Below are 23,575 nucleotides of genomic sequence, written 5' to 3'. Positions count from 1 at the left end.
CAATGAAATATAATATATTTTGGATGTTTTTAGCGGTGCTGACTTTATTTGGCACAGCTTGTACAGACGATTTTGAGAATATAAATACGGATCCTAATAAGGTAACTGATATGGAAGAAGGTTACTTATTAACACGTATTTGGATGCGTTACAACGGTTCTCCACACGAAGAGCACCGTGGTGCATTAATTTTAGCAGGGCCACTTTCTGGTTTATTTCAGTGTGGTTATCGTACAGGACAGGCGTTTAGCGGAACGGCTGATGGATATAATGAAGCGAAAATGGTGGAGATGTATGCCGACGCCATTAAACATGGAGTGCACCTACGTGAGTTGCTGTCTGATGATGCTACTGGCGAAAACGAAGCAAAACTGGCTATTGCTAATATTGCTTTGCAGTTCTCATTTCAGCGTGTAACAGATTTGTATGGTGACGTGCCATTTAACGAGGCAGGTATTGGTTACCACAATAAAGTTTTTTATCCAGCTTATGATAGCCAGGAAGATATTTACAAGCAAGGCGTTGAAGTTTTAAAGGATGCACGAAACACCTTAATGTCAACTTCGACAAAGCCATTCAGAGTATCTAACGATATTATTTATGGTGGTATTGCCGATGATACAGAGCGTAAGGAAGCTTGGGCAAAATTAGCCAACTCTTTAATCTTGCGTATGGGTTTACGTGGTGTTAATGGTGATGAAGCTTGGGCTAAATCAACTGTTGAAGAAGCTGCTAATCATGCAGCCGGATATATTACCAGTAACGAAACAACAGATGCTGCCCTTATCCCAACTGGTGATATAGGTGGTGACTGGGGTATGATTGTTAACGGTGCTGCCAGTTTAATTAGCGGAAGTGGTGGTTATGTGTTTGTTGGTGAAGAATGGCTTCGTCAGGCACAGCAAAACCGCGACCCACGTATCTTCTATGTGGCTTCACAGGCTGTTCATCAGGGAAGTAGCTTTGGTGCCTGGACAGGTCAGGAAGATTTTGATGCATTCGAAGAAGCAGCTCGTCCGGGAGAACCATTTAAGCCGGTTACTTTTAATCCGCTTAGAGGAGGAGGAACAGAGTCTTTTTCTGTTCGTGGTTTAATGGTTAAGAAAAATGAAGCTGGTGAAGAAGAAAGAGTATTTGGTAATTGGTTTATTAATGAGGAGGAATCAGTTAAATACAACCAATTTCATACTATGACTATTGTTAACCCTGAGACTTTAGGTAAACGCACGGCTCCATTGTTCTTATATAGTGGCGACGAGTCATACTATATTTTGGCAGAAGCAGCTATGCGCGGATGGAATGTTCCAAGCACAGTTAATGCCAACCTTGAAAAAGCAATTGAATTATCATTAGAGAAATATCCAACATACTTCGATGCTCCTTCTGTAGGGGAATACATTGCTAAGCAATCGGTCACTGAAGGTGAAAAAATCTCGTATGATGATTTATCAGCAGATTATATCAACACAATTTTGTCTGGTACTATTGATTACCAAACTATCTGGAGAGAGCGTTGGAAGTCATGCATGACAGCACAAGGCGGTTACGAAGCTTTTGCTATCTGGAACAGAACAAATGTTGAGCTGCAGCCTGGTTATGCATCAACTGGTCGTTCTTATCCTGGAACAGAGAAGATGGAAATGCCGGTTTATAATGCAGCTGATGTTGAGATTGAAAACATGGTATTAGGACAAGTGATTCCAACAGCTGATTTTAGCGAGCAGCCATTCCATAATGGTGGTGACACTGAAGGTTGGAGACCTCGCCGTATCAACTATCCTGAAAGAGAGCGTTCAAACAATACAGAGCATGTTGAAAGTGCTATTCAAAACCAGATTAAAGAACATGGTCAGGTAGGTAATGGTGTACACTTTGTTACAACCTACCAGTGGTACTCTAAAAAAGTAAACTAACACTCGTTTAGTAACTTAAAATATGAAAGGTATCCTTAACCTGGTATTTTTAATGCCAGTTGGGGGTACCTTTTTTTTATCTTTATAATTCGTTTAATAAAACTCATATGAAGAAATTTATCTTTACGACAGCATTTTCACTACTGGCTACCATTGGTTTTTCGCAATGGAGCGGTAAAGAGTATGTTGTAGAAAACGACCCGGCAGTGTTAGAAAAGCTGGATGAATGGCAAGATCTTAAGTTGGGATTTTTTGTGCATTGGGGAGCTTATTCGGTTGATGGTTTATGTGAATCGTGGCCCGTGGTTTCGGAAGATGTGGATTGGTTAACTCCACATGCCGATATTAGAAAATTCAGGGAGCATTATTTTAATGAGTTGCCGTTACAATTCAATCCAACCGGATTTAACCCTGATCAATGGGCCGAACTTGCTGAAGAAATGGGGGCTAAGTATTTTGTATTTACCACCAAGCATCACGATGGTTTCACCATGTGGGACTCGAAACAAACGGAATACAAAATCACCAATCCGAAGTTTCCATATGCCAATGCCAAATATGCCGATATCACAGGTTCATTGTTTGAGGCTATGCGAGCTAAAAATATGATGATTGGAGCCTATATTTCTAAACCAGACTGGCATCATCCTTACTATTGGTCGCCATCGTTCGACTCACCTGGTCGTAATGTCAACTATAAAATTGAACGACATCCCGACTGGTGGAGGAATTTTACCGATTTTTTCTATAACCAGGTGGAAGAGCTGATGACCGATTATGGCAATGTTGATATTTTGTGGTTAGATGGTGCCTGGGCTGATAAAAACAACCAGGGGCAAGATATGAAAATGGATGAAGTGGGGCAGATGTGTCGTGAGAAGCAGCCAGGTATTTTGGTGGTTGACCGCTGGGTAGGCGGACGCTGGGAGAATTATCGTACACCGGAACAACATATTCCATCTGAGTCAAACCCAATTCCCTGGGAGACTTGTATGACCGTTAACTGTTGCTTCTCATATCGTTTTGAAGATAGTAATGAGACCAATGTAAAATCAGGACGACAGCTAACACATAAGTTTATTGATATCGTTTCAAAGGGAGGTAACCTATTATTGAATCTGGGCGCTTCGCCGCAAGGCTGGTTTAATAAAAAAGAGGTAGAGGCAGTGCGCAATCTAGGACAGTGGATTAAGTTGAACAGTGAAGCTATATATGCTACCAGAGCTATAGCTCCATTTGCCGAGGCCAATGTGCGTTATACACGCAGTAAAGACAATAGTAAAGTATATGCAATTGTGCTGTTAGAGGATGGAGAGATGCCAGATAAGGCCATGTTGCCTGGGTGTTTAGTGGCTAAAAGGGCAACAATTAAAGATGTGGCAACAGGCAAAACAGTTGCTTTTAGTCGCCAGGGCAATGCTACCTTGGTTGATATACCAAAGAAGAAAGGAACGGCGCAATATGCTGTTGCTTTTGAAATTTCAGAAGTGGAGAAAATGGCGGGCAAAGCATATGGTAAATCGCAAGCCGCTAAAGATGCTGAAAATAGAAATCTATAAGATGTGCGATGTAAGGATTGATAATGCATATAGAATAAAAGTATATCCTAATAAACTATCTACCTAATACGCTATCGGAATAATTAATTTGTAAGCAATTTATTATGTTGTGCGACATAAAATGGATTAAAATCTTTTAAATTCAGTGAAAGTCAAAACTTACAGATTGTAATTGGATTTTCGTGATTGGATAATTTTCAATCAAAAAACAATGATTATTTATTGACTTTCCCCAAAGTGGGGTAGGCGTGCTGATAAACTGATTTTTGGCACTCTTACCCCACTTTTTTTTGATGACGAATGACATGTTTTACCAGTTATAAAACATCAACATTTGCAACTGACATAACTAAAAACTATCAATTATGGCAACACGTATTGAAAGCGATTTAATAGGAGAATTGCAAGTACCCGTTAATGCATACTATGGTGTACAAACTCAACGTGCGGTTGAAAATTTTAATATATCTACTGCTCGTTTGAGCCATTATCGTCATTTTATCTGGGCGCTTGGCGTGGTTAAAATGGCAGCTATTAAAGCCAACCATGATTTGGGATTGGTGGATAACAAAGTTAAAAATGCCGTTGTGCAAGCCTGTAAAGAGGTGATGGAAGGTAAGTTTGATAACGAATTTCCGATTGATATGATTCAGGGCGGTGCCGGCACAAGTGTTAACATGAATGCCAATGAGGTGATTGCCAATCGTGCCTTGGAACTGATGGGGTATGAAAAAGGTCAGTATGAGCATTGCTCACCTAACGACATCGTCAACTTGTCGCAATCAACCAATGATGCTTATCCAACGGCCATCAAATTGTCGCTTATTAAGAAGAACTACATCTTAATTGAGCACCTGCAGCTACTTGTTAACGCATTCAAAAAGAAAGGCACCGAGTTTGCCGATGTTATTAAGATGGGCCGCACGCAATTGCAGGATGCCGTGCCGATGACTCTAGGTCAGGAGTTCTGTGCTTTTGCTATAACACTTACTGAGGAAATTGAGCGTTTGACACAAAATGCCAATTTATTCCGCGAAGTGAATATGGGAGCTACAGCTATTGGTACTGGTATTAACTCGGTTGAAGGTTATTCAGAAGCATGCGTGAAGCACCTTTGCGAAATTACTGGTTATCCAATCGTTTTAGCCAGCGATTTAGTGGAGGCAACACCAGATACAGGTTCATACGTCATTTACTCATCGGCCTTGAAGCGAATGGCTGTTAAGATTTCGAAAATTTGTAATGACTTACGCTTATTGTCATCGGGTCCACGAGCCGGTTTAAATGAGATAAACTTGCCACCGATGCAGCCTGGCTCATCTATTATGCCGGGTAAAGTTAATCCGGTTATCCCTGAGGTGATGAACCAAATTTGTTTTAAAGTCATTGGTAACGATTTAACGGTGACTTTTGCTGCCGAAGCTGGCCAGTTGCAGTTAAACGTGATGGAGCCGGTATTGTGCCACAGTATTCTGGAATCAATGCAGTTTTTAATGCGCGGAATGGATACGCTTCGTACCAAATGTGTGGATGGTATCACAGCCAACGAAGATGTGTGCGAGAATATGGTGTTAAAGAGTATTGGTATTGTAACGGCTCTTAATCCCCATATTGGTTACAAAAACAGCACGCGCATTGCTAAAGAAGCGTTGAAAACAGGAAAAGGTGTTTACGAGATTGTGTTGGAGGAAGGCATTCTTTCTGAAGAACAGTTAAAAGAAATATTAAAGCCGGAAAATATGATTGGCCCGGCCAAACGAACATGCCAATAGGTTAATTTGATTAGTTAACTGAGAGCGGATGTTAGTAATAGCATCCGCTTTTTTGTATTAAAGTGAATTAACGATGGATGTCATCTTTATAAATATTTTGTAATTAAAAGATGACATCCGTTTGAGCAATATCTAACAGTCAAAAAAAGCCCATCAAACAAAAGTCTGACGGGCCCGAGTTATTTCCAACATCCCAACAGGGATCAATTTATACTAGTCTAGTTTAAGAACCGCTAAGAAAGCTTTTTGTGGTACTTCAACATTACCAACCTGTTTCATACGTTTCTTACCTTTTTTCTGTTTTTCCAACAATTTACGCTTACGCGAGATATCACCACCATAACATTTAGCTGTTACATCTTTACGCACCGCTTTTACTGTTTCGCGGGCAATAACTTTCGCTCCAACAGCTGCCTGAATAGCAATATCAAATTGCTGACGTGGTATCAGTTCTTTCAGCTTCTCACACATGCGGCGGCCAAATACCTGCGCATTGTCAAAGTGAATTAAAGATGATAAAGCATCCACACTCTCACCGTTTAATAAAATATCTAATCGAACTAACTTTGCAGCTCTGAATTCTATAGGATGATAGTCAAACGACGCATAACCTTTCGAGATACTCTTTAACTTATCGTAGAAGTCAAATACAATCTCAGCCAGTGGTAATTCAAACTCCAGGTCTACACGGTCGGACGTTAGGTAATGCTGTTTCATTAGTGTGCCGCGCTTACCAAGACAAAGCGTCATAATCTGACCGATGTACTCCGATTTGGTAATAACCGAAGCCCGGATGTAAGGTTCCTCTACAACATCCAATACCGTTGGTTCAGGTAATTCAGATGGCGTATGCACGTTAATGGTTTCACCCTTCTTTGTGTGTGCTATATAAGGCACGTTAGGTACGGTGGTAATCACCGCCATGTCAAACTCACGATCCAATCGTTCCTGAATAATCTCCATGTGTAACAGGCCAAGAAAACCACATCGGAAACCAAAGCCAAGTGCAGCTGATGACTCAGGTTCGTAAGTTAACGAAGCATCGTTCAACTGCAGTTTTTCCATGGCAGCACGCAAATCTTCATAATCTTCAGCATCAATCGGATAAACACCGGCAAATACCATAGGTTTTACTTCCTCAAAACCACCAATAGCAGTTGAGCAACCACCCTTAACATGGGTAATCGTATCACCTACTTTAACTTCTTTACTGGTTTTAATACCGGAAATAATGTAACCAACATCACCTGTCTTAAGCTCCTTTCGAGGCTCCATATCAAGGCGCAATACACCAACTTCGTCGGCATAATAGTCTTTTTCAGTATTGAAGAATTTGACGTGATCGCCTTTTTTAATACTTCCATTCACCACTTTAAAGTAAGCAATGATGCCACGGAAAGAATTAAATACCGAGTCAAAAATCAGACATTGCAGGGGTGCATCTTTATCACCTTCTGGTGAAGGAACACGATCAATTAAAGCTGCTAAGATATCATCAACACCTTCGCCTGTTTTGCCACTGGCACGGATAATTTCTTCACGGTCACAACCAATTAAATCAATAATCTGGTCCTCTACTTCTTCCGGCATGGCATTGGGAAGGTCCATTTTATTCAACACCGGAATAATGGTCAAGTCATTTTCAATGGCCTGGTATAGATTTGAGATTGTTTGAGCCTGAATACCTTGTGTGGCATCAACAATTAAAAGTGCGCCCTCACAGGCTGCAATCGAACGCGATACTTCGTACGAGAAATCCACGTGTCCAGGTGTGTCAATCAGGTTCAAGACATATTTTTCACCCTCAAACTCATAATCCATCTGGATGGCGTGACTTTTAATGGTAATTCCACGCTCGCGCTCCAAATCCATATCGTCGAGTACTTGGGCTTGGGCATCCTTACCGGTTACAGTTCCAGTATGTCCCAATAGTCTGTCAGCCAAGGTGCTCTTTCCATGGTCGATATGAGCAATAATGCAAAAATTACGTATATTCTTCATCTACAATTACTTTCAATCAATTAGCTTGTCAATCTGTTAACAAGGACTGCAAAGATACTCAATTAATTAAAATCTGGGAATAGGTGAGAAAGATAAACACTGAGATGCAGAGGGGGATAATTATTGCCTATGACTAATTCAATAAGTTTCATGTATCCACCAATTTGCAGGGCATCGTTTTCGACCTTTTCTTAGAGTTCAGCACACAGATAAATGGTATATTTACAGTTGAGGGCTTAGTTCGATTTTAAAAATGCCTTAGCCATCGGGTTTGCTGATATACCGTGGGCAAAAACGCTGAATAAAATAGTTAGCAGAGCAATTACAACAATTGTATTTCCATGAGGTAAATTTACATCTAAAACCATAGCTGCAAATACAATGCTTGCCAATCCTCTGGGACCAAACCAAGCCGTAAATAACTTGGCATATAAACTTATTTTGTGATTAAATAGTGTTAGTAATACAGGAAGAATACGTATCAAAGTAAGGCTTAATAATGAATACAAGATAATTTCTAATGTTAATTGGGGTAAAATCCATCCGGTAATAACGCTTCCAAAAATTAGCCATACCACGGCATTTAATATTTTGCCAACGCCTTGGCTTCCTTCTAAAAATTCCGGTTTATTTAGATTGAACGTGATATTAAAAGTTATTCCTCCAACAAAACAAGCAATAAAGCCACTTCCTCCTAATGCCTGGGCAAATGTAAAACTGGATAATGAGATTAGGATAATAATTGTGGTCCTCCATGAGGATTCAATCCACCCGTTTTTAACACCTTGCTTTATTAAAATAGCACCAACTAATGCGATAGAAGCACCAACTATAATCCCAAGCCCGATTTCATCTGCGAATAGGCTTAATCCATAACTAAATGAAGAGGTTTCGATATGCTGGACTTTTTGCGCAGCTATTAGCAACAATAAAATAGGCACGCAGATACCATCGTTTAATCCACTTTCAACATTAATACCTTCTCTGATTTTTGACGGGACTGATTTGTTCGAGACTACAGGTTCGCCAAGTGCGGCATCAGTTGGAGCAAGAATGGTACTTAAGATGGCAGCTTCAATCCACGAAAATTGTGGAAAAAGGATCCTGGCAATCACATAGCCCAACAGAATAGTTAAGGGTAATCCAATCAATAATAGCTTCGATGGTAAGGCAAAATGGTGTTTTAAAACTTTTAAGTTAGCTTTTGAGGCATCACTAAATAATACCAATGCTAAAGCAAACTCGGATAAAAGCTGATAGTTTTCTCGATTAAAATTAAAATTAAACACATGAAGGGCAATTGGCCCCAGTATTAGTCCGATTGTTAGAAAGATGATGGGCGCACTCACAGGATAGCGTTCAACTTTTCCTGCTATTATGCTATATGTTAATATTATAGCAAGGAGAATAGCAAATTGAAAATACATAATATGGGTTTGGTTATTCGTTTATTGTCAGCTTAGGTCTAATGTATTTATAATTTCTAATATATGGCTATTACTAAACGATACCTCATTTGCAATTTCCTGAAGTTGTTCAACATTAACACTAATAAACTCACTATGATTACTTATTAAATAAAGTCCGCTCATCTCTAAAACCCCAGGCGCTATATCCCATAGGTTGGTTTCATCATAAAATTCGGTTGGTTTATAGACTACCCTTGGGATGGCAGCAAGTATATATTTATTATCTTCTTTCCATATAACCAGGTTGATGTATGGATGGCTATTGGTCGAATAGTTAACGCCAATCTGTTTTTCTACTTTATGAAAGGTGTCAACAAGCACATCTGCTGATGAACTTGTAATATATATAGGGTTTCGGCCATAAACATCAAGAATGCTAATTGATAAGTTGTTTTGACTAAAAATCACCTTATTGTAATTTTTATTAAGGTCTGTTGTTATTGGCAGTCGGTTTTTATCTGCAATAAAATGACAGGAGAAATGATATTTCTTTATGGGCGCATTTTTAGAGCCTTCAAAAGCTATTGCTGCTCCCTTGTTTTCATCAACAATATTGAGCATGTGTTTTAAATGAACCCCAATATATTCTCCGGCATGAATATCGGCAACTAATAGCTCATGATCATTAAAAAGAGACACTCCACTTCTTATCAAACTATGAATCGGTTCTTTTTTAGATGAAGTAAACGCACAATATTCGCACTGCTTTTGAAGATATTCTTGCTTGTTGTACCACGAAAGGTTTTGCTTGTCGGCAATATATTTAAGATTAAATGCTAATCCGTTTGTTGCGTTTAAAGTACGTGAATAATTTTTGTCTTCTATTGTCATAAGGCTTTAAGGTCTGATTATGATTGAAATAGATTTCGATAAATATAACAATTATAAAGAAGTTTTGGCTTTGCTATCCTTAAGATTGTGATATTTTTAGGTTTAATATACAAAAAAAGGGAAGCCTTTCGACTTCCCTCTTTATATATTTGTTTATGATGATTCTTACATCATACCTGGCATGCCGCCACCCATTCCTGGGGCGCCACCCATTGGCATAGCCGGAGCTTCTTCTTTTTCCTCTACTAAAACACACTCAGTTGTTAAGAACATACCTGCGATAGACGCAGCGTTCTCAAGAGCGATACGTGTTACTTTAGCCGGGTCAATCACACCGCTTTCCAATAAGTTTTCGTAACGGTCGAAACGAGCGTTGTATCCGAAGTCGCCTTCGCCCTCAGCCACTTTCTGCACCACTACTGCACCTTCTTTACCAGCATTGAATACAATCTGACGCAATGGCTCTTCGATGGCACGTTTGATGATTTCGATACCAGTTTGCTCATCTTCAGTCTCACCTTTAATATCAGCTAAAGCTGCGATAGAGCGGATGTAAGTAACACCACCACCGGCAACAATACCTTCTTCAACAGCTGCACGCGTTGCACTTAAAGCATCATCTACACGGTCTTTCTTCTCTTTCATCTCTACTTCAGAAGCAGCACCAACATACAATACCGCAACACCACCGGCAATCTTAGCTAAACGCTCCTGTAATTTCTCACGGTCGTAGTCAGACGTTGTGTTGGCAATCTGAGCTTTAATCTGGTTAGCACGAGCATCAATAGCTTCTTTCTCACCAGCACCATTAACAACAGTTGTGTTTTCTTTATCAATAGTCACTTTTTCAGCCTGACCAAGCTTGTCGATAGTTACTGCTTCTAATGTCAAACCTGTCTCTTCAGAGATAACAGTACCACCAGTTAACACAGCTAAGTCTTGCAACATTTCTTTACGACGGTCGCCAAAACCAGGGGCTTTAACTGCCGCTACTTTTAAACGACCTTGTAAACGGTTAACAACAAGTGCAGCTAGAGCCTCTCCATCAATATCTTCTGCCACAATAACTAATGAACGACCTGCTTGGGCAGTTGCTTCAAGAGTAGGCATCAAGTCCTTCATTGAAGATATCTTTTTATCATGAAGAAGAATATATGGATTCTCCATATCAGCTTCCATTTTTTCTGTATCAGTCACAAAATATGGAGAAATGTAACCACGGTCGAACTGCATACCTTCAACCACTTCAACAGTTGTTTCAGTACCTTTAGCTTCTTCAACAGTGATAACACCTTCTTTGCTTACTTTTTCCATGGCCTCAGCAATCAACTTACCAATTTCGTTGTCGTTGTTAGCTGAGATAGTAGCAACTTGCTCAATTTTTTCACTGTGCTCACCAACTTCTTGCGCCTGAGCTTTGATGTTTTTAACGATCGCAGCAACCGCTTTGTCAATACCCTTTTTCAATTCCATTGGGTTGGCACCTGCTGTTACGTTTTTCAAACCAACATTGATAATAGACTGAGCTAGTACAGTGGCAGTTGTTGTTCCGTCACCAGCGTCATCACCAGTTTTAGAAGCTACTTCTTTCACCATTTGAGCACCCATGTTAGCATAAGGGTCTGATAACTCAACTTCTTTGGCAACCGATACACCATCTTTAGTGATGGATGGCGCACCAAATTTGCGATCGATAACAACGTTGCGACCTTTAGGGCCTAATGTTACTTTTACTGCATCAGCCAACGCGTCAACACCTTCTTTTAATAGGTCGCGCGCTTCAATATTGAACTTAATTTCTTTAGCCATTTCTGTATTTTTTAAATATTCAGGATTAATAATTAAAGGATGTAAAGAACATCTGACTGTTGAATCAACAAGTAGTCTTCGCCTTCGATTGATAATTCAGTACCGCCATACTTACCGTACAATACTGTATCACCAATTTTCACTTCCATTGCTTCGTCTTTTTTAGCTTCACCAACTAAAACGACTTCACCTTGTAGTGGCTTTTCTTTGGCTGAATCAGGAATGATAATTCCGCTTGCTGTTGTTGTTTCAGCTGCCTGAGGCTTAACCAAAATTTTTCCGGCTAAGATTCTTCCTTTTAATTCTGACATATCTATTAATTTTTAATGTTGTTTTTATTATAACGATTGCTGTTTTCTCACAAAGTATGCCAAAGCAATTTATGACATATTTTTATAAGTTTCACTGACTTTTTTGCAGATGTCTGACAGGCGAGGCGTGACACAAAAGTCAAAATTGCAGGTTACGAATAGGTTCCCGCAGATAACGCAGATTTTCGCTGAGTTTTTTTTAATTGCTTTTGCAAAATAATGTTCTGCGTTAATCTGCGAAATCAGCGGGAAATATTGTAGGACTACTCATTGCCCATAAACGAAAAAGAGGAAACCCAAACGGATTTCCTCTTTAATATTTTTTTAAATTTTTCTGCTTAGTTAGCGTCTTCAGCAGGAGCTTCTTCTGTAGTAGCTTCGTCACCTTGTGCTGGTGTTGGGAAAGCTGGTACTTCTTGCTGTTGTGATGGCAAAGTGTTTAATTTCTCATCAATTTCAGCACCACCCATTTGACCTTTTGGCAATACCATTACAGCCACAAATGACAATACTAATAAAGCAGCTGCCATTGTCCAGGTTGCTTTTTCTAAGAAATCAGTTGTTTTACGCACACCCATCACCTGGTTTTGTGATGAAAAGTTAGAGGCCAAACCACCACCCTTAGAGTTCTGAACCAGTACAATAAGGATTAAAAAGATACTTACTAAGATTACTAATATCGAAACAAAAGTATACATATCTCGCTCAATTATTTAATTTGTTAATTTTTCTAAGTCGCTAATTCGACGTGCAAAGTAAGCATTTTTTTCGGGATATTTCAAACGTAGCTTTTCATATATCCCAATTGCTTTATCATAGTGCTTTTGCTTGATGTAAATATCAGCTAAAGTTTCCGACATCAGGTCGTCCGAGCTGTCATTTGAATTGTCGTTAAAAGCAGGAGGAACTGCAGTTTTTTGCTCCTCCATTTTACGGGTCGGAACAATCTTTGGCGAATCAATCTGTAAGAAATTATCAATAATTTGCTGCGATTTTTTCTTGACAGGTTGTTCTTCTGCCTGAACAGGGGCATGACGAAGCATGGTTAACCAATCGGAGAAGGAGTGGCTTTCATCTTTCTTTTCTTTAGGGTCAATGCTTTCTTTTAATTCATAACCAACAAAATCGGCCGATTCATAACCTAAAAAGTCCGCACTAGGCATCACCATCGACGATGATTCGTCATTGGCATTCTTATCAGACGTGAGAGAGAAATCAATTTGACCACCATCAGCTGTTTCATACACATCGTCAGCTTGGAAATAATCAGCTATTGAGCTTACCTTGGTTGTTATGCCTACCGAAGATTTTGTATTTTCTTCTTTGGTTTCAACAAATTGTTCAGTAGGTGTTGTGTCAGCTGTCTCAAGCGATTCATTTTCAACTGTTGCTTCAGAAGTGTTGTTGTGGATGAGTTCAAACAAGCGTTTCCTGTCAGCGATAAAGGCTGCCGAATGCTTCAATTCAGCATTAAAGCGCAGATGTTCAATGGTATGAAGATTTTTAATCAGTAACATACGACCTGTTTGAAACCAGGGAAATTCTTCCACTATTTCATTTAATGCAGGTAGGGAGCCTTCATTAAGCAATGCTGGTTGAGCTACTATGTCAAAAAAATCTGTTTTTTTCATCGGGCTAAAAACGATAGTATTCTACCAATCGGCAAATGCTTTGTTGAAAATATTTTCAGTAATTTCTTCAATCATTTCAGCTGTTAAATCATCTTCAACGGCATTAATGTTTTGCGATGATTCAAAGTCACGGAAGGCTGAGAAAGAACTTTCCCAATTAAGTTTTGGGTCTTTGTAGTTTTTATAGCGGACTTTAACCGTCATGCTTAACCGTGTTTCGGCAGAGACTGCATCGGCCTGAATAGCCATAGGTCGAACGCTATAACCTGTAATCTCGCCTGAGAAATCTACATCACCGGTTCCATCCTTGAGTGTTAAACGTGATTCATTGGCAATTCGGTCTTTCAACCCTTCTGTTAAATTTTGGCTTAATACCGGGTTGATTAATGGTGCACGATTATCAAAATACTGTACTGAAAAAGTATTTAGATTTTCGGGTATGGAGGCGCCGCTCATTGTCATGCTAACGGAGCAGGCGCTCACAATTAATGACAGACATACTACTAATAGGATATTTATTTTGCTCATCGTTCTATCTGATATTCTTTAATTTTTCGATATAAGGTACGTTCCGATATACCTAACTCAACCGCTGCCTGTTTTCGCCGGCCATTGTATTTATCGAGCGCTTTTTTAATTAACTCAATTTCTTTATCGGCCAATGATAGCGATTCTTCGACAAACTCTTCAGTATCCTGAATGGATTCATGGTGTTCCTTATGAACAGGTTGTGAATAAGGCATCGGTTGCACGTTATTATTATTGGGCACAAAGTCACCATCTTCGCTTTGATATAGTTTCTGGATAATTTGGGCATGTTCGCCTTGTGCATTCACACCTCCATTTTCCATCATATCCAGTACAAGCTTTTTCAGGTCGTTCATATCATTCTTCATATCGAACAACACCTTATAAAGAATTTCGCGCTCGTTACTGAAGTCGGATTCCTCCTTTTTATGGTCGGTTATAATGGCCGGAAGGTTATCGCCCGAATGATAGGGCAGGTATTTAGTAATGGCTTCGCCATTGATTTCTCGTTGTTGCTCAATAACGGAAATTTGTTCTGTAATATTCTTTAGCTGTCTGATGTTTCCCGGCCAGCGATAGCGCAGAAGCATTTCTTTAGCATCGTCAGTTAAGCGAATTGCCGGCATGCGATAGCGTGTTGCAAAGTCATTAGCAAATTTGCGAAACAACAAATAAATATCATCGGCACGCTCACGCAATGGAGGTATAGAAATCGGCACACTATTTAAACGATAAAATAAATCTTCACGAAACTTACCTTCTTTAATGGCTTGCTCCATTTTTACGTTAGTAGCCGCTACTACACGCACATCAGTTTTTAAAACTTTGGATGAACCTACTTTGATAAATTCGCCAGCTTCTAATACACGCAATAAACGAACTTGGGTATTAAGTGGTAATTCACCAATTTCATCCAGGAAAATAGTACCACCATTAGCTTCTTCAAAATAACCTTTACGATCGGATAAGGCACCGGTAAATGCTCCTTTTTCGTGTCCGAAGAGTTCGGAATCAATAGTACCTTCAGGAATAGCCCCACAGTTAACAGCAATGTAGGAGCCATGCTTGCGGGCACTTGACTGGTGGATGATCTGTGGCATCACCTCTTTCCCAGTTCCACTTTCTCCTGTAATTAGCACCGATAAATCTGTTGGTGCCACTTGCACTGCCACATCAATGGCCCTGTTGAGTCCAAACGAATTGCCAATTATTCCGAATCGTTGTTTGATTTGTTGTAAATCCATTCTTTACTGCTATATCACTATCCAATCGTTGAATAACCTGCTAAAATTGCAGATAACCTGACAAAGTTACAATTCTAAAAGAATTGACATCTATGATGCTCAACAAAAATTGTTAAAATAGATATGGATAAAGCAAGGCTCTGCCAAATAGGTTGTAATAATTTGCGTTTAACTTGATACATTTGTGAGATATAAACGAAAGTGCAATGACAAAAAAGATTTTGGGAATAATACCAGCTAGATATGCTTCCACTCGTTTTCCAGGGAAACCATTGGCAGATATTGGTGGGAAAATTATGGTTCAACGCGTGTATGAACAAGCCAATAAAGAGCTGGACTGTGTTTATGTGGCCACGGATGATGAACGTATTGAAAAAGCAGTATTAGCATTTGGAGGCAAGGTGGTGATGACTTCAGTCAACCATCAGAGTGGCACCGACCGGTGTGCTGAAGCTCTAACAAAGGTAAAAGAGCTGGAGCAAAGTGATTTTTACGCAGTGATTAACATACAGGGCGATGAACCTTTTATCAGCCCGAAACAGATTACTTCGGTTGCACATTGCTTTAATGATGTAGCAACCCAACTGGCCACTTTGGTGAAGCCTGTTACCTCATCCGACGATTTGTTTAATCCCAACAAGCCCAAGGTGGTGTTAAGTAAGGATAAACGAGCTCTGTATTTTAGTCGTTCACCAATACCCTATCTAAGGGGTGTGGAGGAGAGTCAATGGACAGACAAGCATTCCTACTACAACCATGTTGGCTTGTATGGTTATCGTGCTGATGTATTATTTGAAATTACTCAATTGGCAATTGGTCAATTAGAAGCTGCCGAATCGTTAGAACAATTGCGCTGGCTTGAAAATGGCTATTCCATTCGAGTGGAAGAAACGACTGAAGAATCGCATGGGATTGATACCCCAGAGGATTTGGAGAATCTTCTGAAATCAGGTCTAATTTAATACTATCCTGAGTTATTATATAACAAAAATGGTCATCCAATCGGATGACCATTTTTAGTATATAGTGTGAAACTATTTTACAATTTACGGCTTACTTCCACTTCTTCGTAAGCTTCAACAATATCACCAACCTTAATGTCGTTGTATTTGTCGATGTTCAAACCACACTCGTAACCCGATGCTACTTCTTTCACATCGTCTTTAAAGCGTTTCAGAGAACCAAGCTCACCAGTGTAAACCACAATTCCTTCGCGGATAAGACGGATTTTATTGGTACGCTTGATTTTTCCTTCTTTCACCATACAACCAGCGATGGTACCCACTTTCGAAATTTTGAATGTCTCGCGAATTTCGATGGTTGCTGTAATCTCTTCTTTGATTTCTGGTGATAACATACCTTCCATGGCTGATTTCAACTCTTCAATAGCATCGTAGATGATGGAGTAAAGTCGAATATCGATTTCTTCTTTCTCGGCAATACGACGAGCAGCCATCGATGGACGAACCTGGAAACCGATAACAATAGCGTTTGAAGCTGTTGCTAACATGATATCCGATTCTGAAATCTGACCTACTGCTTTGTGAATCACATTCACCTGAATCTCTTCAGTTGACAATTTGATTAATGAGTCAGATAATGCTTCGATAGAACCATCCACATCCCCCTTCACAATCACATTTAATTCCTGGAAGTTACCAATGGCAATACGACGACCGATTTCGTCAAGCGTAATATGCTTCTTGGTGCGCATGCCCTGCTCACGTTGTAATTGCTCACGTTTTGTCGCAATATCTTTGGCTTCGCGCTCATCTTCCATGATGTTGAAACGCTCACCCGCCTGAGGAGCACCATTTAAACCAAGTACTAATGCTGGTTCTGATGGCCCTACTTCGTCAACCTTCTGGTTACGCTCGTTAAACATGGCTTTCACGTGACCATAGTGTGAACCTGACAGTATCATGTCGCCTACACGCATGGTTCCGCTTTGTATCAATAAGGTCGTTACATAACCACGTCCTTTATCAAGTGATGATTCGATAACCGAACCAACCGCTCGTTTATTTGGATTGGCTTTCAACTCAAGAAGGTCAGCTTCGAGCAATACTTTTTCAAGCAGCTCTTCGATGTTAACACCATTCTTGGCTGAAATCTCCTGGCACTGGTATTTACCACCCCAGTCTTCAACTAGGTAGTTCATATTGGCCAGTTCTTCTTTAATTCTATCTGGATTGGCACCCGGCTTGTCAATTTTGTTAATGGCAAACACAATAGGTACACCTGCTGCAGCCGCGTGGTTGATGGCCTCCACAGTTTGAGGCATCACGTTATCATCAGCCGCTACAATAATAATGGCAATATCGGTAATTTGGGCACCACGAGCACGCATCGCTGTAAAGGCCTCGTGACCTGGTGTATCCAGGAAGGTAATCTGACGACCATCTTCGCGTGTTACACTGTAGGCACCAATGTGCTGTGTAATACCACCTGCCTCACCGGCAATTACGTTGGCCTGACGAATGTGGTCAAGCAATGAGGTTTTACCGTGGTCAACGTGACCCATCACGGTTACAATTGGGGGACGATCTACTAAATCTTCCTCTTTGTCCTCTTCTTCGATAATGGATTCAACCACCTCGGCACTGACGAATTCAATGGTATAACCAAATTCTTCGGCTACAAGAGCTAATGTTTCAGCATCCAGTCGTTGGTTGATAGAAACGAACATGCCTAAACTCATACAGGTGGCAATAATCTGGTTCACCTGTACTTCCATCATGTTGGCCAATTCATTCGCTGTAACGAACTCCGTAACTTTCAAAATTGACTTTTCCTTGTCTGCCTGCTCCATCTCAGCCTGCTGGCGTTGAGACTGCATTTCACGTTTTTCACGACGGTGTTTAGCACCTTTGCTCTTTCCTTTAGATGTTAAGCGCGCTAAAGTATCTTTAATTTGCTTTTGTACATCTTCCTCGTTAACCTCCGTTTTTACAGGGCGTTTCTTAACGCGAGTAGGACGCTGACGTTGTGGACGGTTGTCGTTACGCTGACCGCCACCTTGTCCGCCTTGCTGCTTGTTATCGCCGCCTTGTTGTTGCTTCTGGTTAATATCAACCTTCTCTTTATCTTTTTTGATGCGCTTACGCTTACGCTTCTTATTGGCATTTTTATCGGCAGCCGATTTGTTATCTGATTTTGTTGGTGTTTTAGGTAATTCAATTTTACCAATCACCGTTGGACCAGATAATTTCTTAACCTGTGTTGCTCTAAAAGTATCTTCTTCACTTGGCTTCTCTTCCTGCTTGGCAGGAGCTTCAGCTGCCGGTTTTGTTTTCGGAGCTGGTTTAGCTTTTGATTCCGGAGCTGGCTTTGGAGCAGGTGTTTCCTTTTTTACTTCAGCCTTAGGCTGAGCTTTTTCTTGCTTAGGCTTGTCTGCTGGCTTACTTGGTTTTTTATCCAAGTCAATTTTACCAACTACCTTCATTTCTTCAGCAGGTTCTACTTTTGTAGGAATGTGCTCAGGCTTTTTAGCAACTTTCTTTTCTACCTTTTTCTCAACTGGCTTTTCTTCCTCTTCCTTTTTAGGCGCTTCTTGCTTTGGCGCTTCAACCTTCTTCTCTTCTTTTGGAGCAGGAGCAGGGGCTGGCGCTTCTTTCTTTTTCGGCTTGAAAGCGTCTAAATCAACTTTACCAACTACTTTAGGTCCGGATTCATCCTTGGCAGCCGGTGTCTCAGCCGGTTTTTCTTTTTCTTGAGCTGGCTCAATATCATCTCTGATATCAGAAAGTGAAATCGATTCTTTCTTCGACTTCTCTTTTAATTTAGCCAGTTTTTCCGATTCTTTTTTAACATGTGAATCGCCACGATATTCTTGTGACAGAAGCGAATACATCTCTTCCGAGATTTTTGTATTCGGGTTAGTTTCTACCTTGAAACCTTTCTTCTGCAGGAACTCCACAATGGTGTGGTGTCCAACATTGAATTCTCGTGCTACTTTACTAAGTCTTTTTCCAACTGCCATATAACAGGACTCTTCTTATAATTTTTCTTGTTTGGATTCAATTCTTGCGGGCAAATATAGCGATTTATTCAAATTCAGCGCTTAATATATCCCTAACTTCCTGAATTGTTTCCTCTTCTAAATCAGTTCTCTTAACAAGGTCTTCATTAGATAAGTCTAGCACTGATTTGGCTGTGTCACAACCAATCGCTTTTAGCTCATCTAATACCCAGCTTTCAATTTCATCAGCGAATTCATCCAACTTCACATCTTCTTCGTCTTCTTCCGCCTCACGGTACACATCTAACTCGTATCCAGTTAACTGTCCGGCTAAACGAATGTTCAGACCACCTTTACCAATTGCTAACGATACTTCTTCAGGACGAAGGTAAACCTCAGCTCTTCCTTGATCTTCCAGTATCTTGATGTTAGTAATTTTAGCAGGATTTAAAGCACGCTGGATAAATAATTGTGTATTGCTTGTGTAGTTAATAACGTCGATGTTTTCGTTTCTTAACTCACGCACGATACCGTGGATACGCGATCCTTTCATACCCACACAAGCACCCACCGGATCAATACGCTCATCGTATGATTCAACAGCTACTTTTGCTCTTTCCCCAGGTACACGAACAATCTTTTTAATGGTAATTAAGCCATCGAAAATCTCTGGTACTTCCAGCTCGAATAAACGCTCAAGGAATACAGGAGATGTACGCGACAGAATAATCAATGGGTTGTTGTTGCGAATTTCAACTTTAACAACGACAGCTCGCACGTTATCGCCTTTACGGAAGAAGTCAGAAGGAATTTGCTCGGCTTTTGGTAAAATAAGCTCGTTGCCTTCGTCGTCGATAATAAGAATTTCGCGCTTCCAAATCTGGTAAACTTCACCCGTTACAATATCACCCACACGGTCTTTGTAGGCGTGGTAAATATTGTCTTTCTCCAATTCAAGGATACGTGCTGATAGGTTCTGGCGAAGACTAAGAATTGCTCTTCGGCCAAAGTCAAGAAATTTAACTTCGTCGGTTACTTCTTCACCCAGTTCGTAATCGTCATCAATTTTTTTGGCTTCCGATAGAGAAATCTGAAGGTTCTCATCTTCTAAATCTTCATCTTTCACCACTTCGCGGTTACGCCATATTTCAAAGTCCCCTTTATCATCGTTGATGATAACGTCAAAATTTTCATCCGTTCCAAAACGCTTGATTAAAACGCTACGAAATGAATCTTCCAATACACTGATCATGGTTGCACGATCAATATTTTTGAGTTCTTTAAACTCCGAAAACGTATCTATCAGATTAATATTTTCCATATCCTAAGGAATATTTAAAAAGATATAATGTCTTTTACCTGTTTTACTTCGTCAAATTTACAATTTACCGTTCTCACCTGCAATTCCTTGCGTTTCTTACCTTCTACCTTCACTTTTTCTTCAATTTCAACGCTAAATGTGTCGTCGGCTACTTCGGTGAGTTTACCATTGAATTTTTTTCCTTCTAATGTAAGGACTTCAATTTCACGCCCAATGTTTTTCTGATACTGGCGTTTCACTTTAAATGGTTGTCCAATACCAGCAGAGGCAACTTCCAATTCAAAATCTTCTTCATCACGATTAAGGCCTGCTTCAATGACTTTGCTTAATTCTATGCAGTAACTGATAGGCACCCCGTTGTCGTGATCCACTATCACAAGTATCTTATTGCCAGGTTTCACTTCCAGTTCTACAAGAAACATTTCGTCTTCCTGCAGTTTCTTGTCAATTATACCTTGTATCAAAGATTCCTTAATCATGCTTTTTGTTTAATAAAATAGGGGACTATTTTGTCCCCTAAGTCAATCCCTCGGTAAATCAAGCGCAAAAATAGTAATAATAGTAGATTTATCCAAATGGATGTTTTACGGAAAATATGTTGTTCGTGTTTATTCCTGATTTTTACTCCATGAAGCACTCATTTATAGTCTTGATCCTAAAATTAAGATGAGAGTACCGTGATTTTCGTATCTTGTCATCCTGACATTTAAATGATTGGATTTGAATAAAAGAAAGATAGTTAATGATCCGGTTCATGGATTTATAAAAGTGCCATTCGACTTAATATATGATTTGACGGAGCATCCTTATTTTCAGCGGTTAAGACGAATTAAACAATTGGGATTGACTCACCTTGTCTATCCAGGGGCGATGCACACCCGATTTCAGCATGCGTTGGGCGCTATGCATCTGATGACTTCTGCTGTTGAAACACTTCATGCGAAAGGTCTGAATATAACAGAAGAAGAGTCCATTGCTGTCCACGCTGCAATTTTGTTGCACGATATTGGTCACGGACCATTTAGCCATGTTTTAGAACATTCGCTGGTAGAAGTGTCGCATGAAGATATTTCACAAATGATAATGCAAAAGTTAAATGATGAGTTTGGTGGTCAGCTAAATATGGCGATTGAAATATTTAATAATACTTATCCAAAAAAGTTTTTGCATCAATTAGTATCCAGTCAGCTGGATATGGATAGACTTGATTATCTAAAAAGAGATAGTTTTTTCTCAGGTGTTTCGGAGGGTGTTATTGGTTCAGACCGTATTATAAAAATGCTAAATGTTGTTGATGATAAGTTGGTGATTGAATCCAAAGGCATTTATTCCATTGAAAAGTTTTTGGTGGCTCGTCGTTTGATGTACTGGCAAGTGTATTTGCACAAAACAGCTTTGGCTGCTGAGCAAATGTTGGTGCATCTGTTAAAGCGTGCTAAGAAATTAGTTGCTAAAGGAGAAGAATTATTTGCTCCGCCACATTTGTTGTTTTTTATTAAAAACAAACCAGAGCTTCAGGATTTCTACAAGAGTGATGACGTATTAAATAACTTCACCATGCTCGATGATGATGACATTATGTGCTCCATAAAGACGTGGACGCAACATTCAGATATTATTTTATCGACTTTAGCCAAGGGATTTGTCAATCGAAAGTTGTGGCGCATTAAATTATCAGACCGACCGATTAAACCTGAACTGGTGAAGGAAATTAAAGAAGCCACAATGCAAGAGTTTGGTTTGAAATCGTCACAAGTAGCTAAGTATTTTGTATTTGCCGACACTATAACAAATAATGCCTATAGCATAAAAGACGATAAGATTGAGATTTTATTTAATAACAAGGAACTAAAAGATATTGCAAATGCATCGGATATGCTTAATCTTTCGGTTTTGGGCAAAACAGTAAGGAAGCATTATATATGTTATCCGAAGAGTATTGAATATCGGTTGCAAACAGAAACAGTACTTTTCTAAAGTAAATATATTTACTAGATTTGCACCAAATTTTTTGACGTATAGCTCGTTAATCATCTGCCTTAATTTTAATTAATTATTTGTGGCTTATGGTGCTAATGAGTTGACTAACAGGTTATTGTTAAGATGAATGCGTTATTGCTGTTGAATTCAAGCAAAATGAAATAGCAATGACGGGTTCCGTATGTCATTTTTAAATAACATAGTTTAGACATATGAAGTTTACAGCTGGTCAGATTGCCGAATTATTAAACGGCAAGGTAGAAGGAAACGAAGAAGCTATAGTTAGAAATGTATCTAAAATAGAAGAAGGTAAGCCTGAAACACTTACTTTTTTAGCGAATCCGAAATACAGTCAATATATTTATACTACCAATGCAGAGGTGGTGATTGTGAACGATTCCTTTGAAGCCGAAAAGGAAATTAAAGCCACTTTAATACGTGTGCCCAATGCGTATGAGGCGCTTGCTCAACTTTTGGAAATGTATGAGCAAAGCCAGCCGCAAAAAACAGGTATCGAACAACCTTCTTTTGTTTCTGAATCAGCCAGTTTAGGTGATTTTGTTTATGTTGGGGCATTTGCCTACATAGGAGAAAATGTAACGATTGGAGACAATGTAAAGATTTACCCGCAGGCTTATGTTGGCGATAACGTAAAAATTGGTGATAACACTGTTATTTATCCAGGTGTTAAAGTGTACAAAAATTGCGTTATTGGTAAAGCCTGTACTATACACGCTGGTGCAGTAATTGGTAGCGATGGATTTGGGTTTGCACCAAATTCGGAAAATGAATATAAGAAAGTAGCACAGATCGGTAATGTGGTCTTAAATGACCATGTCGAGATTGGAGCCAATACAACCATTGATCGTGCTACAATGGGTTCTACGGTTATTCAAAAAGGTGTTAAGCTCGATAATTTAATTCAGGTAGCGCACAATGTAGAGGTTGGTGAAAATACAGTGATTGCAGCGCAAACTGGTGTTGCCGGTTCAACTAAAATCGGTAAAAACTGCATGTTCGGTGGCCAGGTTGGTATTGGAGGCCATATCAATATTGCTGATGGTACTAAAGTTGGAGCGCAAGCAGGAATTGGCGGAACCATTAAGAAAGAAGGTTTAACCTTGATGGGGTCTCCGGTTATTGATGTTAAATTGTTCTATAAAGCTTCTGCAGTTTTCCGACGATTACCTGATTTGAAAATGCAGGTTGATCAGTTGCAACGTGATATGGATAATCTGAAATAAG

At 39.7% G+C, this 23,575-nt stretch carries 18 protein-coding genes; 6 read left to right on the top strand and 12 right to left on the bottom strand.

The window, feature by feature from the left end; translation table 11 throughout:
* Positions 1–2 precede the first annotated feature (2 nt).
* The 3 genes from J1N10_RS10290 to aspA all read left to right on the top strand — a co-directional run bounded on the left by J1N10_RS10290 (position 3) and on the right by aspA (position 5,244).
* Positions 3–1,913 (top strand): SusD/RagB family nutrient-binding outer membrane lipoprotein, encoded by a 1,911-nt coding sequence (locus J1N10_RS10290; RefSeq protein ID WP_262326616.1) that lies wholly within the window; start codon positions 3–5, stop codon positions 1,911–1,913.
* A gap of 107 nt (positions 1,914–2,020) precedes the next feature.
* On the top strand, positions 2,021–3,472 hold the full coding sequence (locus tag J1N10_RS10285) for an alpha-L-fucosidase (protein WP_262326615.1): 1,452 nt from the start codon (positions 2,021–2,023) through the stop codon (positions 3,470–3,472).
* A 365-nt stretch (positions 3,473–3,837) separates the two neighbouring features.
* Complete coding sequence (gene aspA / locus J1N10_RS10280; RefSeq protein ID WP_262326614.1) at positions 3,838–5,244, top strand: aspartate ammonia-lyase; 1,407 nt, start codon at positions 3,838–3,840, stop codon at positions 5,242–5,244.
* Positions 5,245–5,457: 213 nt separating this feature from the next.
* Here aspA and lepA read toward each other — a convergent pair whose 3' ends face one another.
* The 9 genes from lepA to J1N10_RS10235 all read right to left on the bottom strand — a co-directional run bounded on the left by lepA (position 5,458) and on the right by J1N10_RS10235 (position 15,068).
* Positions 5,458–7,245, bottom strand: a complete 1,788-nt coding sequence (gene lepA / locus J1N10_RS10275; RefSeq protein ID WP_262326613.1) for a translation elongation factor 4 — start codon at positions 7,243–7,245, stop codon at positions 5,458–5,460.
* A 236-nt stretch (positions 7,246–7,481) separates the two neighbouring features.
* The gene (locus J1N10_RS10270; protein WP_262326612.1) at positions 7,482–8,672 is read right to left on the bottom strand and encodes a cation:proton antiporter; all 1,191 of its coding nucleotides are present in this window, start codon (positions 8,670–8,672) and stop codon (positions 7,482–7,484) included.
* 27 nt (positions 8,673–8,699) lie between these two features.
* Positions 8,700–9,545 (bottom strand): DUF4922 domain-containing protein, encoded by an 846-nt coding sequence (locus J1N10_RS10265; RefSeq protein ID WP_262326611.1) that lies wholly within the window; start codon positions 9,543–9,545, stop codon positions 8,700–8,702.
* A gap of 165 nt (positions 9,546–9,710) precedes the next feature.
* Positions 9,711–11,354, bottom strand: coding sequence for a chaperonin GroEL (gene groL, locus J1N10_RS10260; RefSeq protein WP_262326610.1), 1,644 nt, complete (start codon positions 11,352–11,354; stop codon positions 9,711–9,713).
* A gap of 32 nt (positions 11,355–11,386) precedes the next feature.
* Positions 11,387–11,665 carry a co-chaperone GroES gene (locus tag J1N10_RS10255; RefSeq protein ID WP_262326609.1) on the bottom strand — a complete coding sequence of 93 codons (279 nt, stop codon included), beginning with the start codon at positions 11,663–11,665 and terminating at the stop codon, positions 11,387–11,389.
* 338 nt (positions 11,666–12,003) lie between these two features.
* Complete coding sequence (gene secG / locus J1N10_RS10250) at positions 12,004–12,363, bottom strand: preprotein translocase subunit SecG (protein ID WP_262326608.1); 360 nt, start codon at positions 12,361–12,363, stop codon at positions 12,004–12,006.
* A gap of 15 nt (positions 12,364–12,378) precedes the next feature.
* The gene (locus tag J1N10_RS10245; RefSeq protein ID WP_262326607.1) at positions 12,379–13,296 is read right to left on the bottom strand and encodes a tetratricopeptide repeat protein; all 918 of its coding nucleotides are present in this window, start codon (positions 13,294–13,296) and stop codon (positions 12,379–12,381) included.
* A 21-nt stretch (positions 13,297–13,317) separates the two neighbouring features.
* Entirely contained in the window at positions 13,318–13,824 is a 507-nt protein-coding gene (locus J1N10_RS10240; RefSeq protein WP_262326606.1) for an LptE family protein, read from the bottom strand.
* Positions 13,821–15,068 carry a sigma-54 interaction domain-containing protein gene (locus J1N10_RS10235; RefSeq protein WP_262326605.1) on the bottom strand — a complete coding sequence of 416 codons (1,248 nt, stop codon included), beginning with the start codon at positions 15,066–15,068 and terminating at the stop codon, positions 13,821–13,823. Before J1N10_RS10235 ends, J1N10_RS10240 begins: the two co-directional genes overlap by 4 nt.
* 206 nt (positions 15,069–15,274) lie before the next feature.
* Between J1N10_RS10235 and kdsB the strand changes: the two genes are divergently transcribed.
* The gene (kdsB, locus tag J1N10_RS10230; protein WP_262326604.1) at positions 15,275–16,030 is read left to right on the top strand and encodes a 3-deoxy-manno-octulosonate cytidylyltransferase; all 756 of its coding nucleotides are present in this window, start codon (positions 15,275–15,277) and stop codon (positions 16,028–16,030) included.
* 77 nt (positions 16,031–16,107) lie between these two features.
* On the opposite strand, the gene infB is transcribed toward kdsB, so the two are convergent.
* From infB to rimP, 3 genes are all read right to left on the bottom strand, one after another.
* Positions 16,108–19,050, bottom strand: a complete 2,943-nt coding sequence (gene infB / locus J1N10_RS10225; RefSeq protein ID WP_262326603.1) for a translation initiation factor IF-2 — start codon at positions 19,048–19,050, stop codon at positions 16,108–16,110.
* A gap of 64 nt (positions 19,051–19,114) precedes the next feature.
* Entirely contained in the window at positions 19,115–20,350 is a 1,236-nt protein-coding gene (nusA, locus tag J1N10_RS10220; RefSeq protein ID WP_262326602.1) for a transcription termination factor NusA, read from the bottom strand.
* A gap of 14 nt (positions 20,351–20,364) precedes the next feature.
* On the bottom strand, positions 20,365–20,829 hold the full coding sequence (gene rimP / locus J1N10_RS10215; protein ID WP_262326601.1) for a ribosome assembly cofactor RimP: 465 nt from the start codon (positions 20,827–20,829) through the stop codon (positions 20,365–20,367).
* Between the two features lie 241 nt (positions 20,830–21,070).
* Between rimP and J1N10_RS10210 the strand changes: the two genes are divergently transcribed.
* A complete protein-coding gene (locus J1N10_RS10210; protein ID WP_262326600.1) occupies positions 21,071–22,327 on the top strand; it encodes an HD domain-containing protein in 1,257 nt (418 codons plus the stop codon).
* A gap of 215 nt (positions 22,328–22,542) precedes the next feature.
* On the top strand, positions 22,543–23,574 hold the full coding sequence (gene lpxD, locus J1N10_RS10205) for a UDP-3-O-(3-hydroxymyristoyl)glucosamine N-acyltransferase (RefSeq protein WP_262326599.1): 1,032 nt from the start codon (positions 22,543–22,545) through the stop codon (positions 23,572–23,574).
* Position 23,575: the final 1 nt, after the last annotated feature.

The organism is Carboxylicivirga litoralis, assembly GCF_025499605.1.
Taxonomy (GTDB): domain Bacteria; phylum Bacteroidota; class Bacteroidia; order Bacteroidales; family Marinilabiliaceae; genus Carboxylicivirga; species Carboxylicivirga litoralis.
This window is presented reverse-complemented; position numbering and strand designations above follow the sequence as displayed.